The sequence below is a fragment of the Pseudomonas sp. FG1 genome, assembly GCF_034313875.1.
In the GTDB taxonomy this organism is placed as follows: Bacteria; Pseudomonadota; Gammaproteobacteria; order Pseudomonadales; family Pseudomonadaceae; genus Aquipseudomonas; species Aquipseudomonas veronii.
In genome coordinates this window covers 4735328-4751177 of sequence record NZ_JAVIWP010000001.1, presented here as the reverse complement: position 1 = coordinate 4751177, position 15850 = coordinate 4735328, and the positions used below count along the sequence as shown (strand labels likewise).

At 60.8% G+C, this 15850-nt stretch carries 13 protein-coding genes; 10 read left to right on the top strand and 3 right to left on the bottom strand.

Translation table 11 applies throughout. The annotated features are described in order from the left end of the window. The first annotated feature begins 351 nt into the window (after nt 1–351). The 3 genes from RGV59_RS21645 (at nt 352) to pgm (ending at nt 4982) form a co-directional block, all read left to right on the top strand. The gene (locus RGV59_RS21645) at nt 352–1788 is read left to right on the top strand and encodes a hypothetical protein (RefSeq protein ID WP_126587207.1); all 1437 of its coding nucleotides are present in this window, start codon (nt 352–354) and stop codon (nt 1786–1788) included. Nucleotides 1789–1824: 36 nt separating this feature from the next. Then, nucleotides 1825–3231: a PLP-dependent aminotransferase family protein gene (locus RGV59_RS21640; RefSeq protein ID WP_104903133.1), complete on the top strand. Its 1407-nt coding sequence runs from the start codon at nt 1825–1827 to the stop codon at nt 3229–3231. 104 nt (nt 3232–3335) lie between these two features. Beyond that, on the top strand, nt 3336–4982 hold the full coding sequence (gene pgm, locus RGV59_RS21635) for a phosphoglucomutase (alpha-D-glucose-1,6-bisphosphate-dependent) (RefSeq protein ID WP_104903134.1): 1647 nt from the start codon (nt 3336–3338) through the stop codon (nt 4980–4982). Between the two features lie 55 nt (nt 4983–5037). Here the strand turns inward: pgm and RGV59_RS21630 are convergent, their stop codons facing one another. Beyond that, on the bottom strand, nt 5038–5733 hold the full coding sequence (locus RGV59_RS21630) for a pirin family protein (protein WP_017845701.1): 696 nt from the start codon (nt 5731–5733) through the stop codon (nt 5038–5040). 218 nt (nt 5734–5951) lie between these two features. Here RGV59_RS21630 and RGV59_RS21625 point away from each other — a divergent pair, with 218 nt between their 5' ends. Beyond that, entirely contained in the window at nt 5952–8396 is a 2445-nt protein-coding gene (locus RGV59_RS21625; protein ID WP_126587206.1) for a UvrD-helicase domain-containing protein, read from the top strand. Between the two features lie 92 nt (nt 8397–8488). On the opposite strand, the gene RGV59_RS21620 is transcribed toward RGV59_RS21625, so the two are convergent. Further along, nucleotides 8489–8761 (bottom strand): DUF1652 domain-containing protein, encoded by a 273-nt coding sequence (locus RGV59_RS21620; protein WP_017845703.1) that lies wholly within the window; start codon nt 8759–8761, stop codon nt 8489–8491. Between the two features lie 257 nt (nt 8762–9018). Here RGV59_RS21620 and RGV59_RS21615 point away from each other — a divergent pair, with 257 nt between their 5' ends. The 5 genes from RGV59_RS21615 to RGV59_RS21595 all read left to right on the top strand — a co-directional run bounded on the left by RGV59_RS21615 (nt 9019) and on the right by RGV59_RS21595 (nt 13440). After that, complete coding sequence (locus RGV59_RS21615) at nt 9019–9846, top strand: helix-turn-helix transcriptional regulator (protein WP_046383340.1); 828 nt, start codon at nt 9019–9021, stop codon at nt 9844–9846. 82 nt (nt 9847–9928) lie between these two features. Beyond that, the gene (locus RGV59_RS21610; protein ID WP_046484159.1) at nt 9929–10357 is read left to right on the top strand and encodes a hypothetical protein; all 429 of its coding nucleotides are present in this window, start codon (nt 9929–9931) and stop codon (nt 10355–10357) included. 168 nt (nt 10358–10525) lie between these two features. After that, on the top strand, nt 10526–11932 hold the full coding sequence (locus tag RGV59_RS21605; protein WP_046484161.1) for an NAD(P)/FAD-dependent oxidoreductase: 1407 nt from the start codon (nt 10526–10528) through the stop codon (nt 11930–11932). 26 nt (nt 11933–11958) lie between these two features. Further along, nucleotides 11959–12300, top strand: coding sequence for a cupin domain-containing protein (locus RGV59_RS21600; protein WP_017845707.1), 342 nt, complete (start codon nt 11959–11961; stop codon nt 12298–12300). Between the two features lie 60 nt (nt 12301–12360). Beyond that, nucleotides 12361–13440: a polyamine ABC transporter substrate-binding protein gene (locus RGV59_RS21595; RefSeq protein WP_126587205.1), complete on the top strand. Its 1080-nt coding sequence runs from the start codon at nt 12361–12363 to the stop codon at nt 13438–13440. A 44-nt stretch (nt 13441–13484) separates the two neighbouring features. On the opposite strand, the gene RGV59_RS21590 is transcribed toward RGV59_RS21595, so the two are convergent. Continuing rightward, on the bottom strand, nt 13485–14279 hold the full coding sequence (locus tag RGV59_RS21590; RefSeq protein ID WP_126587204.1) for a helix-turn-helix transcriptional regulator: 795 nt from the start codon (nt 14277–14279) through the stop codon (nt 13485–13487). A 199-nt stretch (nt 14280–14478) separates the two neighbouring features. Here RGV59_RS21590 and RGV59_RS21585 point away from each other — a divergent pair, with 199 nt between their 5' ends. Further along, the gene (locus tag RGV59_RS21585) at nt 14479–15843 is read left to right on the top strand and encodes an APC family permease (protein ID WP_017845710.1); all 1365 of its coding nucleotides are present in this window, start codon (nt 14479–14481) and stop codon (nt 15841–15843) included. Nucleotides 15844–15850 lie beyond the last annotated feature (7 nt).

Below are 15850 nucleotides of genomic sequence, written 5' to 3'. Positions count from 1 at the left end.
CCTGCGAGACAGGGTGCAGCTGTTGGGTTAGGTAACTCCAATTTATTGAAGTTTGATTGGTTAAACTGGATCTTTTCTTTATGTCGGATGCATCCTTAGTTTCCTGCTTAAGCCGGTGTAGGGCATTGTCGGAACGGTCCTAGGGTAGTCAGGACGCCCTGGCGCAAGGGTCTCAAGGAGAGGCGGCGCGAAGGGCACACAATTGGCGTTCCCTGTCGAATTGTTACGGCGTGCTAAGGTTTATTTATCGTTACGCCACGCGGTGTGACGACATTCCTACGCATCTAATGGGTCGAGCAAATAACCTCGGCAGTTACTTGGAACTGATATTTCAACTCAGGTAGTAGAACTATGAGCGCAATTCACGAACAAGCCATGAACTATGTTTATCAGCAAGTTCTGCAACGTTTGGTCGGGCACTTCACGCGCGCCGAACGTACCGCACTTCAATTATTGATTCAGCGAATTGTCGTGGCTGCCGGCGGCATGGAACAAGTGGGCGATTACAAAGTGTTGGTTGCCCATGGGGGCGGCGAAGTCAGCAGCTATACCCTGGCACTGCTGCGTGCGGCGCAACTGACTATCGCGGGCCGCGCACCCAGGACTTTCAACTTGCGTGTGGCGACGCTCCGACATGCCGGCATGACCCAGGCCACGCTGGATAGCCTGCAGCATGGCTACAGCACACTGTTTTTCCACGACGACCCACGGGTTGAGCTGCTGATGGTGGAAAACCAGGTAGTGCAGCCGTTCAACCACCAGCGCCCGGCCTCAGGCGCGGGCAGGGAAGTCAGCCAGCGCAATATGCTGATGGTAGGGCACCTGACCTCCGGAGATATTCGCGCGACGTTGTGTAACGATACTTACCTGTCCCTGGGAGATTTCTACCAGCGTGTCACCACCTGGAACGGAGGGGTGCATGCGCTGGTCAGCGGTGATTCGCCGCGCAAGCAGAGCCAGTACCTGGCGTGGTTGAAAAAGGCGGCCCAAGCGGCCGGCGTCAGCACTGCGCCGGGCAAGCCGGCCTCACTCACCGGGTTGTTCGCGCGCATGGAGGAGTGGAGCAACGGCTGTTATCAAGACCTCTATGGCGAGCAATACGTTGCCCATGAGAGCCCCGGCCGGGGTGGGCACCGCCATTTGGCCTACATTGGTATCGCCGACCTGCTTAACAACGTCGACGTTGCTTCAACCCCTCTGCTCAGCGACTTCCTGGGCTACGTCCCCGATCCGTTTGGTTTTCACTTCAGTCATCCGGCCTACCCCAACCCGCTGCTGATGGCTCACCTGCGCGGGGTGCAGGCCCAGTGCCTGCGCGAGCTGTCCTACGAGGACGGCGTGGCGGGTTTTCTGCGCCAGGCGATGGACTACCTGTGTCGCCGGCAAATTCCTGAACATTTGATCGCAGAGGCCTGCGGTGGGGAAGGGCGTGTGCAGTCGACGGCCTACGCCCAAGAGTTCTTTGGCCTGGAGGAGGCCCAGTTGACCTGTTTGCTGTTCTCGCCCTTCATCCATCATGGTGAGCGGTTGGAGGGTTACCTGCGTCAATGCCACCCCGGCATGCTGGTGGCACTCCCCGAGTTGCACAAGGTGCTCCAGGGCAAGCCGGCCGCCGAGATGCTGCAGCAATGGGCGATCGACACCAGCGGCTTGCCGCTGCCTCTGCTCCAGCACCTTTACCGCAAGCGCCCGTTGGCGGTTGAACAGGGCGCCGATGCGCGCAAGCGCCGGGCCGCACGCCTGCAGACCAACGCCGAGGCGCGGGCGTTTCAGTTGTTCGGGCGCTAGGCGGGTGCGTCGGTGTGTGCGTCCAGGTAGACAGTCATGAACCTGCGAGGTGAGCGGCAGGCGGATTTCGCCTACCAGGCGGTGTACCGCTACATGATCAACCTGATCAACGAAGTCAGCCTGGACATGCCCGTCAAACTGCCTTCTTTGCGGCAGTTGGCGACGCGCCTGAATGTGTCGATCTCGACGATTCAATACGCGTACTCCCTGCTGGAAAAGGAAGGGCGGGTGTATTCGGTGGCCAAATCGGGTTATTTCGCCTGGCCCGTGGCAGCCAATCCGCTGATGGCGGCGGGCGCCGATCTGTTGGAGCGCCTGTATGCGGCGGCGCGACGGCCCGGAATGGTGGTACTCAGCGGCGATGAACCGGCGCTGCTGGGAGCGCTGGACGGCGCATTGCTGATGCTCGAACGCCAACTGGTGCGCCGCCACCCACGCCAGTTGCAACCCTGGTCGCAGCCTTGCGGCGTCTGGGAGCTACGCGCGGCGTTGGCGGCGCGTTACACCTCATCGCCGACCCGCTGCTGGCAGGCCGATGACGTCTACATCGGTGCCGATCTGCGCGGTGTATTGGAAATACTCATTGATGTACTGGGTCTCAAGGGCGCCGCGGTATTGGTCGAGTCCCCCTGCGACTGGTTAATACTGCGCCTGCTGCAGGCTGCCGGCGTGCGCGTCATTGAGTTGCCCTGGCAGGTCGACGGTCGCCTGGACCTGGCGCGGCTCGAACACCTGTTGCGCCATGAACCCGTCCACTTGGTGCTGCTGTCGTCGGTGGTGGGCATGCCGTCGGGCAACGTCATGCTCAACTATGAGCGCTTGCGGGTGGCTCAGTTGCTCGAAGAATATGGCTGCTGGCTGCTGGAGAATGACACCTTTGGCGAGTTGGGTTTTGCGCAGAACCACACGGCGCTGCGCAACCAGGTCAACCCCGAACGGTTGATCGTATTCTCGTCGTTCGAAAAAGTACTCGGTCCGGAAGCACCGTTCGGCTATGTACTGTCACGCCACCTGAGCAGTGAGCTGCAGCGCCAGTTCCTGCTGCGTTCGTTTCGCCTGTCGTCGATCCGCCAACGCGCGATTGCCCACCTGTATCAAAGTGGGCGGCTGGACCAGCACCTGCAGACATTGCGCCAGCGCCTGCGTGAGCAGGCTGACGCCATGAGCCAGCGCATGGATCAGCGCCTGGCAGGGCGGGTGACTTACCGCATGCCGCTGGCCGGGGCGAGTTTCTGGCTGCACGCGTCGGCGCCGGTGGACATGCGCCAGGTGTTCCAGCGCCTGCTGGCGCAACAGGTGGTGATTGCCCCGGGGGAATTGTTCAGCCTCAGTGGCTTGCATCATCAGCAACTACGGCTGAGCCATGCGTTCAACGGGCACCCGAACCTGGACGCGGCATTGGATGCGCTGGCGCTGGCCTTGCTGCAGGCGCAGAGCGCCTAGCGTGTGAAAAATCTCTTGCTGGTGTGGGATCTATAACATCGCGCGGCAGTCCAACTCTCAGTAAACTGTCATTTTTTCCGAATCCTTCTTTCCGAGGTTTATGCATGACAATCAGTCCTTTTGCGGGCAAGCCGGCGCCAGCCCAGTTGCTGGTAGATATCCCGCGACTGGTTACGGCCTATTACACCGGTCAGCCTGATGCAGCGATCTCCACCCAGCGCGTCGCGTTCGGGACTTCCGGGCACCGGGGCAGCTCGTTCGAACTGAGCTTCAACGAATGGCATGTGCTCGCCATCAGCCAGGCCATCTGCCTGTACCGCGAAGCCCAAGGTATCGACGGGCCGTTGTTCGTCGGCCTCGACACCCATGCATTGTCGACGCCTGCGGGGGCCAGCGCGCTGGAAGTCCTGGCGGCCAACGGTGTGCATGTGATGCTCGCCGAGGGCGATGAATACACGCCGACCCCGGCCATTTCCCACGCCATCATCTGCTATAACCGCGGTCGCACCAGCGGCCTGGCCGACGGCATTGTCATCACGCCGTCCCACAATCCGCCGCAAAGCGGCGGCTACAAGTACAACCCGCCCAACGGCGGCCCGGCCGATACCCACGTCACCAAATGGATCGAGGCCAAGGCCAACGAGCTGCTGGCCAATCGGCTGGCCGGGGTCAAACGCATCACCCACGCCCAGGCGCTCAAAGCCGACACCACCCATCGCCATGACTACCTCAACAGCTACGTGGCCGACCTGATCAATGTGATCGACATGGACGCCATTCGCAGCGCCGATCTGCGTTTGGGCGTCGATCCGCTGGGCGGCGCCGGGGTGCGCTACTGGTCGGCGATTGCCGAGCACTACCGCTTGAACCTGGACGTGGTCAACACCGAAGTCGATCCGACCTTCCGCTTCATGAGCGTCGACTGGGATGGCCAGATCCGCATGGACCCGTCGTCCAGCTACGCCATGCAGGGCTTGATCGGACTCAAGGAGCGTTTCGACGTGGCCTTCGCCTGCGACCCGGACCACGATCGCCACGGCATCGTCACCCCGTCCGGCGGCCTGTTGGCGCCGAACAATTACCTGGCCGTGTCCATCGACTACCTGTTCCAGAACCGTCCCGGCTGGCGCGCCGATGCGGCCGTGGGCAAGACCGTGGTCAGCAGCGGCTTGATCGATCGCGTCGCGGCGCGCATCGGACGGCGCCTGTACGAAGTGCCAGTCGGCTTCAAGTGGTTTGCCGACGGTCTGTTCGACGGTTCGCTGGGTTTTGGCGGTGAGGAAAGCGCCGGCGCTTCGTTCCTGCGCAAGGACGGCACCGTGTGGAGCACCGACAAGGACGGTTTGATCCCGGCGTTGCTCGCGGCAGAAATGACCTCGCGCAAAGGCCAGGACCCCAGCCAGATCTACCGTGGCCTGACCGACGCTCTGGGCGAACCGTTCGCGATTCGCGTCGACGCCAAGGCCACCCCGGCGCAGAAGGCGTTGCTGGGCAAACTGTCGCCGGAGCAGGTGACGTCCACCGAATTGGCCGGGGAGCGCATCCAGCAGATCCTCAGCCATGCGCCGGGCAACAACCAGGCGATCGGCGGTTTGAAAGTCATGACCGAAAACGGCTGGTTCGCCGCACGGCCATCGGGCACCGAGGACATCTACAAGATCTACGCCGAGAGCTTCATCGGTGAAGATCACCTCAAGCAACTGGTGCAAGAGGCGCAGGTACTGGTTGACGCTGCAATCAGCGCTGGCTGACACGCCTCAGTCAATGTAGGCGCGGGTCAGCCCGCGCCTACATTTCGCCTCGAGATCAGGCCAGGTCGACCAGCACGATCTCGCTGTCTTCTATCGCGGTCACGCGCAACAGCTGTTCATCTTCCACCGCGACACCGTCTCGCGCGCGTGCGCGCAAGCCATTGACCTCAATCACCCCCGTCGCCGGCACCAAGTAGGCGCGACGCCCGCTGTCCAGGCGGTATTCGGCAGTTTCCCCGGCTTTCAGGTTGGCCGCCACCAGGCGCGCATCCGCACGAATGCGCAGGCTCTCGCTGTCACCGGCCTTGCCGCTGGCCAGGGTCACAAACCCTTCGCGGTCACCTTTCGGAAACGGCTTGGCGCCCCATGACGGCGGCAGGCCGGCTTCGTTGGGGATGATCCAGATCTGGAAAATCTTGGTGGGGGTGGCTTCCAGGTTGTATTCGCTGTGGGCAATCCCGGTGCCGGCGCTCATGACCTGCACGTCACCCGCCTCGGTGCGGCCCTTGTTGCCGAGGTTGTCGGCATGGCTGATGGCGCCTTCGCGTACATAGGTGATGATTTCCATGTCGCGATGCGGGTGCTGGGGAAACCCGGTGCCGGGCGCGATGATGTCGTCGTTCCAGACCCGCAGGTTGCCCCAGTGCATGCGCTGGGGATCGTGGTACTCAGCGAATGAAAAGTGATGATGGGCGTCAAGCCAGCCATGATGGGCGCCGCCCAGGGCGGTGAAAGGTCGTAATTCGAGCATGATCGTCTCCAGTTGATGGGGTCATCATCCAACAGTGCATGATCGATAAAAAGCGTAAAAAATGCCTTATTCCTATCGATCAATTGGATTGGTTTCGGATGTTTTGACTTTCACTTCATCGCCTAACTGCATGACGGCAAAGCAATTGGCTGGAACTGCGCGGCGATTCCGGCGACCATGGCGCACTCGTCAACACCCAGCTCATCGCAGGAGTCCGCGTGCCGCAACAACAGCCTGATCTGCCCCCTGAATTGCGCCCCCTGGCCGAAATGCCATGGTTGAAACGGCTCGCCGCCCGCTTGTTCGGGCATGGCTTGACCCGCTTGCGCGCGCAACACCGGTTCTCCTGGCTGCATGGGCAGGCCGACGGTTTTCGCAGTGGGCACGAGGCGGGTGTGGAGTACGGCTATCGCGAGGGCAAGGCCGACGGCATCGAAGAAGGCCGGCAGGTCCTGCTGATTCGCGACTTCCGCCCGGAAGAACACCGTGCGCCGGGGGTGGATGACAACCTGTTCGATGATTGGCGGCTGCCCCTCACGGCCGATCTGAAAAAACGCATCAAGGCCGATGTGGCACGCTTGCTGCCGGCTCACGCGCAGCCCAGCGCCGCCCAATGGAAGATGATCTTCAGCGACACGCCGTCCACCTCGGTGATCGCCGGTGCCGGTGCGGGCAAGTCCACCTCGCTGGTGTTGCGTATCCTGCTGCTCACCCATTACCTGGGTTTTGAGCTGAGCTCGATGACCGTGGTGACGTTCACCCGTGAGTCGCGCAAGGACTTCATCAACAAGCTCATAGAAGTGCTCAGCTTGTGGGGGCAACCCATTGATATCAAAGAAGCTCAGGCCGTGGTGCGGACCTTTCACTCGCGCATCCTGCCGATGGTGCGCAGCCTGCCGGGCTTCGAGCGGCTGCAGGCGTTCGAGAACCTCAGTGCGGGCTTCGAGGACGCAGACAGCAACCCGTTCGACCTGCGCCTCAACGAGGCGCAACGCCAGCAGATGAACGCCTGCTACCACCGGCTGTACGGCCAGCACGCGCGCTTTCGCGAACTGATTGCACCGCTGGCGCGCCATGGTTTGCAGCTCAAGGAGCTGGAGCGTGATCACCCGGACGTGCAGAAGCGCATGGCCGTGACAGAACTGGCCGCCAAGCGCGATGAAGAGCTGTGTGACGTGATTGAAGACCTGTGGTTTCGCGCGGGCGCCTGGCCGATCAAAGGGATCGAGCCGAGTCGCCAGACCGTGGAGATCAATGGCGCGCAATTCCATTGCCATGGCTATATTCCAGAGCTGGATGCCTGGGTCGTGCTGGGCTTCGATTCGCGGGAAAACGCCCAGCTCAGCCGCCCCAATGCCAAGCTGTCGGTGCGTGCGGAATGGGCGGTCAAACGCACCCTGTTTCAAGCATTCTGCCGTAAGCCTTTGATATGGCTTGATAGTTATGAGTCGTCCAAGCGTCTTTTAAGCAGCCTGGCCGGTGATGCCAGTGCGGGGCCGGGGTTCGATTACAAGGTCAAAGGCGAGCTGGCGTCGGCGCCGTTGCTGGACTGTTTTGTCATGGCCGCAGGTTTCATCGAGAACCTCGGTCTGGACGTGCCCAATGCCGTGGGCCAGATGAGTTTCGCCAAAGACGATCCGGACCGCGCCTTCTTCGAGGCCTTGAGCATTTTCTGGAAAGCCCTGGAAGACCATCTGCTCGACCAGTCGCCGCCGATCATGACCTACAACCGCATGTTCTCGCTGTTTGGCGAAAACACCCCGGAAAACCTCAAGTTGCTCAGCGACCCCCTGTTGCGGCCGCTGTCACACCTGATGATCGACGAGTTCCAGGACGTCTCGCCGCAGATCGTCTCCTGGCTGCGCGCCAGCCTGCGTGAAATCCGCAGCCGTGGGCCAGCCATGCATGTAGGACGCGGCGCCCAGCATTCGTCACTGCTGTGCGTAGGGGATGACTGGCAGTCGATCTATGGCTGGCGCGGCAGTTCGCCGAAGTACTTCATGCAGTTCAACCAGGAATTCCCGGCACCGAGTACCACCCGCGTCATGCTCGGCGAGAACTATCGCAGCCATCAGCACATCATCGATGCCGCCGAACACATTGTGCGCGCCGCGCCGGCGATCCCCGGCAAGAAGGCCAAGGCCAGCGGCATACCCAAGGCGTTGGTGCCCGTTACGGTACTGGAACGCGACGATGCGGCCTTGGGCCGGCGCCTGCAGGAGCACTATCAAAAGGGCGATTCGGTGTTAATGTTGTATCGAAAAACTAGCGATAAGTTATTGATTAATGATCATATTCAGTCTGTAGTTAATGTGGATTCTAGCTTGCCGCCCGCGGCGCGCAGGCTTAAACAATTGACCTATCACAGCGCCAAAGGCCTGCAGGCGGATGCGGTGTTCCTGCTTGGGGATTGCCAGCATGTCACCCGTTCGCCGTACAAGAACCAGGTGTACCGCATGGCGGGCCTGGGCAAGGCCGGCGACACTGAACCCTACGACAACGCGCAAAAAGACGAAGTGCTGCGCCTGGCGTATGTCGGCATTACCCGCGCGGTCAGCCATTGCTACTGGTATGTGGAAAAACCCGAGGGTCAGGCCGTGAATGTGCCGAAGGCCTCGGAGCGGGTCGACGCCAGGAAAGCGTTTTTTGACGATCAGCGCTAAGCACTGTCTGGCACAGGCCCTATGTAGGGGCTTGCCCGCAATAGCGGTGCATCAGTCGATAGACCGCTCGACTGGCGCACCGCTGGTCGTGTTCAAGCCCTTAACAAATGCGGCGGCACGAAACACTCCAGCTCCGCTTCCACCGCTTCGATGATGCGCTCTACATCGGTAGCATTCATCACGGTGGCGCAGGGGATGCCAGCGATGGCGATCAGCGTCTCGCCGCTGGCGCGGTCGAACAGACGCGCGACCATACTGCCGGGAGCGTCCATGCTCCCTTCGAAGCCCATGGGATGGAAATGCCAGCGCATCAGCTGGCAGGCGTTGGGGAATGTCACTTTGTTCATGTTGCCCACCTTGTTCATTGAGCGCTTCCTTTAGCTCGCGGCAGGGGGCCATGACCGTCACTGGTCACAGCGAGTGAGAGTGTAAAAATAGCATTCGTTCATAAATGCAAGGGCAGTTTTTTCGCCCCGTTCGGCGGTTCTTTTCCTATAGCTTGACGTGTGTCATGTCTTGCTAAAGGCTGGGCAAAAGGCCATTAGTCAGAAGTTGCCGTCGGCCATTGATGGCAGCGCTGAAATTCGGCAACCTCCACCTTTTACCCGTCGTAGAGCCATGCATGCCCCACACCGCCGCGGACGATGATTGCCAGCACACCCACGCCACGCGCGAGCTAGTGACGCGCCACCACCTGTGCTGGCGTCATCGTGACCTGGATGGCGTGATGTCTTACTACCATCCGCACATCCAGTACCACGACTTCTTCCAGAACCGCGTCGTCGGCTACGCCGAACTGCGCGAGTACCTGCAAGCCAGCATGCCGCGCGGGCCCGACGAGGCCATCGAGCACATGGACCGCATTCGCGCCGATGGCGACACCGCGTTCATCCAGTACCGCATCACCCTGCGCGGCGGGCAGGGCCTGGTGTCGTTCCGTACCAGTGAGGCCATCACCGTGCGCGACGGGCTGATCTGGCGGGTCAACGAATATGCGTCACTGGTGCATGAGCACAGCCCCCAAACCACGCGCCCGAGCGTCAGCCGCCTGGGCCTGTCGCCCCAGCAACTAGGGCATATGGCCAACGACCTGCAGCACTACTTCCAGCAGCAACAACCCTACCTGGACCCGGAGTTGGACCTGCAACGGGTTGCCAAGGAGTGCGGTTACAGTCGCAATCAGATTTCCTACTTGCTCAATCAAGTCCTCGGGCAAACCTTCTATCGCTATGTCAATCAGGCTCGGCTCGTGCATTTGCTGGCAGCGCTGGATAAAGCCAGGCCGCCCATACGCGTGGACGACTTGGCCTATGCGGCGGGGTTCAATTCGTTATCGGCGTTTTATAGCGCTTTTCGCCAGCACACCGGCCTGACGCCGAAGGCTTACATTAAAGGGCGCTTTGAGGGCGAGTCGGCTAGATCAACTGGCAATAAAAAAGATGTGGGTTAAACCTGTCATGTTCGACAGGTTTTTCATTCGCGGATTCGTAGTGTAATGCCCAGGCATCTTTTCTTTCAGTTGGAGTGTCGCTATGTCTAAGCACAATAAATCCGCCCACCCGAACCGTCCAGAGAGTGAAGGCCGCATGGACGGAATCATTAACATCGACGGAACGGGTCACACCTTTCAAGCGGACCGTGTGTATATGGATGAGCAAGACGGTGCGCTGAGGTTTTTCGGTGCCCGAACCGTTGACGAGAACCCGGATAAATTCGAAGCGGTTCAAGTGCAACTCACACCGCCCACCATTTCGACGGGTAAATACCAGGTGGGCGGGGAGAGTGTTAAAGATGTTATTTACGTCGACCATCAAACCGGTAACAGCTATACAGCTGACAAAGGCGAGGTGTCGCTCACCAGGAGCATCCCCCTTAAACAGTTATTCGGGGTAGTGAGTTGTGAGTTCAGTGTTGGCGGTCGAACGACTATCGTAAACGTCCAGTACGCCTTCAAGGGGTAGAATAAATAGTCGGCCCCGCAGCCTCTGCCCGCGTCGGTTAGCGCCAATCATTCGGCGTTGACGGGGCAGCAGGTCGCGCCAACATTTCCCTGCGTGCACGCGCGCAAGACAGCCTCTGACATCCCGCTCTAGGATCCAGCCTATCGAAAGGAGGTAGGGGAACCTGGCATGCCGGCATGGCGCACTATCAGTTTATGGATGGATCAGTTGGACGACCCGCTGCTGGCGCGACCGTCCCTGGAGCACGACCTGGACGTCAACGTGGCCATCATCGGCGCCGGTTACACCGGCCTGTGGACCGCGTATTACCTCAAACGCCAGGCGCCCGAGCTGAACATTGCGATCATCGAGGCGCAAACCGCCGGTTTCGGCGCGTCCGGGCGCAATGGCGGCTGGTTGATGGGCAACCTGTTGGGGGAAGACCGTTTACTCGCCGGCCTCACGCCCGAGCAGCGGCGTGCTTCGTTTGACCTGCTGCACGGCATTCCCGACGAAGTGGCGCAGGTGCTGACCCGCGAAGGCATCGACTGCGACTACCGCAAGGGCGGCGCCCTGTACTGCGCCGCGCGTTACCCCGAGCAGGAAAGCAGCCTGCGCCTTTATCTGGACAAGCTCTACGCCCAAGGCCTCACCGAGGCCGACTACCGCTGGCTGAACCCGCAACAACTGGCTGAGCAACTGCGAATCGCCAAGCCCTTTGGCGCGGTTTATGCGCCCCATGTGGCGACGATCAACCCAGCCAAGTTGGTCCGCGGCCTGGCGCGGGTGGTGGAACGCATGGGCGTCAAGATCTACGAAAACTCGCCCGTCACCCATTGGCAGTCCGGCCGCCTGCGCACTGCAAAGGCCGGCGTGCGTGCCGCCTGGGTAGTGCCGGCCGTCGAGGGTTACGCGACCACCTTGGCGCCGTTGGGTCGCTACCAACTGCCGGTGCAAAGCCTGATCGTCGCCACCGAGCCATTACCCGCCAGCACCTGGGACGAAATCGGCCTGAGGCATGGCCAGGCCTTCGGCGAAAGCAGCCGTCAGGTCACCTATGGCCAGCGTTCGGCCGACAACCGCCTGGTGTTCGGCGCCCGTGGCGGTTATCAGTTTGCCGGCAAATTGCGCCACGACTTCGATTTGACCGACAGCGAAGTGGCGCTGCGTCGCTACCTGTTCGGCGAGCTGTTCCCACAGTTGAAAAATGTGCGGATTACCCACTCCTGGGGCGGCAACCTCGGCATGTCGCGCCAGTTCCGACCGCACATGCTCTGCCATCACGCCACCGGCATCGCGCTGTCCGGCGGCTACGGCGGGGAGGGCGTCGGTGCCACCAACCTGGGCGGCCGCACCCTGGCCGACCTGATCCTGGGCCAGGAGACGCCGTTGACCCATCAACCCTGGGTGATCCGCGAGCGTGGCCTGGAGGCGCTCAAGGCCTGGGAGCCGGAGCCGTGCCGCTGGCTGGGCTACAACGCGATCATTCGCAGTTTTGTCCATGAAGACCAGGTATTGGCCAATCCCAATACCGCGCCCTGGCGCCGCAAGTTGGCGATCGGCGTGGCCGGGTTCATGGAAAGTTTCATGCACTGAGCCGTTCCACTCACACAGGTAGCCCCATGAGCATCACTCAATTCAAAGACGCGCTGAATGCCCACCTGCCGGATTCGTCACCGGTCGCCGTGCCCCTGGGCGAGCCGATCGCCGTGGCGTCAAGCTTGAGCGTCGAGCGCAGCGACGGCGTCGAAACCGGTATCTGGGCCTGTACCCCCGGCCGCTGGCGCCGGCAGATCAAAGCCCAGGAGTTTTGCCACTTTATCCAGGGCCGCTGCACTTTCACCCCTGACGACGGAGAAATCGTCCACCTACAAGCCGGCGATGCACTGATGTTGCCGGCCAACAGCAGCGGAACCTGGGATATCCAGGAAACCGTGCGCAAGACCTATGTATTGATCCTGTAACGCTTTGATCCTTGATCGCCTGCCATAAAAACAGCCCTAAAACCGCCAGGAAATCGAACCATGAAAGCCATTGCCCTGTTGCCCTTGATGTTGGTGGCCGCTATCAGCCAGGCCGCCGAGACGGTGAAGATCTACAACTGGTCGAGCTACATTGCGCCGGACACCACGAAGAACTTCCAGAAACAAACCGGCATCGGTTTCAGCTATGACGTGTACGACAGCAACGAAACCCTCGATGGCAAGTTGATGACCGGTAACTCCGGCTATGACGTGGTGTTCCCCTCCAACCACTTCATGGCGCGGCAGATCCAGGGCGGCGCCCTGAAGAAGCTCGACAAGAGCCAATTGCCCAACTGGAAGAACCTCAACCCGGTGCTGCTCAAGGCCCTGGAAAACAACGACCCGGGCAACGCCCACGGCTTCCCGTACCTGTGGGGCAGCACCGGCATCGGCTACAACGTCGACAAGGTCAAGGCGGTGTTGGGCGATAACGCGCCTGTGAATTCCTGGGACCTGATCTTCAAGCCCGAATACATGCAAAAGCTCAGCAAATGCGGGGTGGCCATCCTCGACAATGGCCCGGAATTGTTGCCGATCGCTCTGAATTACCTGGGGCTGCCACCCCACAGCAAGAAGCCGGAGGACTACAAGAAAGCCGAGGCGCTGCTGATGAAAGTTCGCTCTTACGTGGCGTACTTTCATTCCTCGAAATACACCGGCGACCTGGCCAATGGCGACATCTGCGTGGCCGTCGGTTTCTCCGGCGACGTGCTGCAAGCCGAAAGCCGCGCCAAGGAAGCCAAGAATGGCGTGAACATCGGCTATCAGATCCCCAAGGAAGGCGCCGCGATCTGGTTCGACATGGTGGCCATGCCCGCCGACGCCCCGGATGAAAAGGCCGGGTATGCCTTCATGAACTACTTGCTGGAGCCCCAAGTGATGGCCGACATCACCAACTCCGTTCATTACGCCAACGGCAACAGTGCGGCGGACAGCCTGGTGGACCCGGCAATCAAGGCCGATACCAAGATCTACCCAAGCGCGGAAATGATGGGCAAGTTGTTCGCGCTGGAAGCGATGCCGCTGAATATCGACCGGGTTCGCACGCGGGTGTGGAACACCATTCGTACCGGGCGCTGAAGAACTGATGTGGGAGAGGGCTAGCCCCCTCCCACATTTGGATTTCAGGGGTTTTCCAGGTCATGCCCCAACGACTGGATAAACAACGAAAACAGCTCCGGCTGCGAAGAAATATCCAGCTTGGCGTACAGATGCCGGCGATGCACTTTGACCGTGTCCGGCGAGATATTCAGGCGTTCGGCCATGGCCTTGGAGGAGAACCCGCGCAGTACCAGGCGGGCGACTTCCAGTTCGCGGTCCGAGAGCACGCCGCAGCCGAAATGGCTCAATGCATCGCGAATCTGGCTGGCCATCGCCTGCGCTGCCGGTACACGCTGGGTGCTTTGCTGCCAATGCTGCTGCATCAACGGCAGCACCCACGCCGCCAAGGTGGTCAGCAGCCCGGTTTCTTCAGCACTGAAGCGCCGCTGCATGCCCAGTGACAGCGACAACGTGCCCGCGCTAGGTAGTTGCAGGATGAATTGCACCTCGTCTTCCAGCACGTTGTCGTGGAAGTAATTGAGGAAGTATTCGCTCTGGCGGAAATGGTCCGGCGCCACTTCCTCCAGGCGGTACACGCCGCTGGCATACCCTTCGCGACAGGCCTGGAAAAACGGGTCAAGCACGTACAGGCCGTTGAGGTACACCAGCATCGACGCCGGTTTGCTGCTGGGCTGGGCGTCGTATTCCTCCAGGGCCTGGGGCAGGCCGTCGAGCGGGTAGAAAATCGCCAGGGCGTTATCGAACGGCAGGCATTGGTGCAACAACAGCACCAGCTGTTTCCAGAATCGCTCGCTGCCGATCTGTGACAGGGTGCGCCCCAGCCCTGCATGCATGCCGACTTCCCTGAACAGGCTCATGTCACAGGTTCCCCTCATCAAAAGATCGGCCAAGGGTTCGGCTTTTGCCGGGTGTCGTCAAGGGGAGTACGCCAATAGGGGAATTGGCTGACAACAGCTCTGGCTTTAACTTCGCGATCATTGAGTGGGAAACATATCCCACGACTTTCAGACTTTTCGTTTCTGCCTCACACAAAAAACAACGACAGAGGATAACGATATGAGTGCTTCCCCCGCGCCTGACGGCGTGCTCAAGCCCACCCTGAGCGTCTTCGATGTGGTGGCCATTACCGTTTCGGCGGTGACTCCCGCCAGTTCGGTGTTCGTGATCGCCCCGTTCGCCATTCAACAGGCCGGCAGCGGCGTGTTCCTGGCCTTTGTCATGGCCGCCTTGCTCGCGCTGATGTTCGCCTTTTGCTACGCCGAACTGGGCCGCGCCCACAACAGCGCTGGCGGTGAATATGTGTATGCCAAGCGGGTATTCGGCGGCATGGCGGGCTATGCGACGTTCCTGACGGTACTGGTGATGTTGCTGTTTATCCCACCGGTACTGGCCACGGGCGCGGCGACCTACTTGAATAACGCTCTGGGCACCCGGTTCGATGCCCAGACCGTTGCGCTGGTCATTGTGGTGTGCAGTTACGCCCTGGGCATCCTCAATATCAAGCTCAATGCCTGGATCACCGGCACTTGCCTGCTGCTGGAAGTGGCGGCCTTGCTGGTGATCGTGTTCCTCGGCTTCGGCCATCCGGTGCAGCCGGTCAGCGTGCTGTTTCAGCCGCAGATCGTCGAAAACGGCATGTTGCACCTGGCGCCCTGGGCCCTGGTGATCGGCGCGGTCGGCATCGGCCTGTTCTCCTTCAATGGCTACGGGCCGGCGGTGCTGCTGGCCGAAGACATGAAATGCGGCGGCAAGGGCGTACACAAAGCGGTGTTGTGGTCCCTGGGGCTGGTGGTGGTGATCGAACTGGTGCCGATCACCGCGCTGCTGATCGGCGCGCCATCGCTGAGTGCGATGATCAGCAGCCCCGACCCCATCGGCTACCTACTGACCAGCCATGGCAACGAAACCTTGTCACGCCTGGTCAGTGCCGGGATCTTCCTCTCGGTGTTCAACGCCATCGTCGCCATCGTGATCCAGATCGGCCGCGTGGTATTCAGCAGCGGCCGCGACGCCCTGTGGACGCCGACCATCAACAAACTGTTCACGCGCATTCACCCGCGCTGGGATTCGCCCTGGCTGGCGACGCTGTTCCTGGCGATCCCTTCGGCGCTGCTGAGTTTCAGCTCCAACCTGGCGGACCTCACCTCGTTCAGTGTGCTGCTGATCATGCTGGTGTACCTGATCGTGGCCTTGAGTGCGCTGATGAGCCGGGTGCTGCTGCGTGAGCGCGCACATCCGTATCGCATGCCCTTGTGGCCGCTGCCGGCATTGCTGGCGGTGCTGGGCGCCGGGTATCTGTTGATGACCTTGATCGCGGAGGCTTCGGTGCGCGACATCATGGTCATCATCGGCTTGCTGGCGCTGTCGGTGATTCTGTATTGCATCAGTGGCCGGTTGAGTCCGGCGTATCAGAAACTGTAAGGAGTGG

What these genes read in the sequence shown, in the direction of transcription:
- RGV59_RS21620 (WP_017845703.1), bottom strand. Translation starts at nt 8,761, where the DNA reads ATGAACAAGGTGGGCAACATGAACAAAGTGACATTCCCCAACGCCTGC.
- RGV59_RS21615 (WP_046383340.1), top strand. Translation starts at nt 9,019, where the DNA reads ATGCCCCACACCGCCGCGGACGATGATTGCCAGCACACCCACGCCACG.
- RGV59_RS21595 (WP_126587205.1), top strand. Translation starts at nt 12,361, where the DNA reads ATGAAAGCCATTGCCCTGTTGCCCTTGATGTTGGTGGCCGCTATCAGC.
- RGV59_RS21600 (WP_017845707.1), top strand. Translation starts at nt 11,959, where the DNA reads ATGAGCATCACTCAATTCAAAGACGCGCTGAATGCCCACCTGCCGGAT.
- RGV59_RS21645 (WP_126587207.1), top strand. Translation starts at nt 352, where the DNA reads ATGAGCGCAATTCACGAACAAGCCATGAACTATGTTTATCAGCAAGTT.
- RGV59_RS21605 (WP_046484161.1), top strand. Translation starts at nt 10,526, where the DNA reads ATGCCGGCATGGCGCACTATCAGTTTATGGATGGATCAGTTGGACGAC.
- RGV59_RS21585 (WP_017845710.1), top strand. Translation starts at nt 14,479, where the DNA reads ATGAGTGCTTCCCCCGCGCCTGACGGCGTGCTCAAGCCCACCCTGAGC.
- RGV59_RS21590 (WP_126587204.1), bottom strand. Translation starts at nt 14,279, where the DNA reads ATGAGCCTGTTCAGGGAAGTCGGCATGCATGCAGGGCTGGGGCGCACC.
- RGV59_RS21610 (WP_046484159.1), top strand. Translation starts at nt 9,929, where the DNA reads ATGTCTAAGCACAATAAATCCGCCCACCCGAACCGTCCAGAGAGTGAA.
- RGV59_RS21640 (WP_104903133.1), top strand. Translation starts at nt 1,825, where the DNA reads ATGAACCTGCGAGGTGAGCGGCAGGCGGATTTCGCCTACCAGGCGGTG.
- RGV59_RS21630 (WP_017845701.1), bottom strand. Translation starts at nt 5,733, where the DNA reads ATGCTCGAATTACGACCTTTCACCGCCCTGGGCGGCGCCCATCATGGC.
- pgm (WP_104903134.1), top strand. Translation starts at nt 3,336, where the DNA reads ATGACAATCAGTCCTTTTGCGGGCAAGCCGGCGCCAGCCCAGTTGCTG.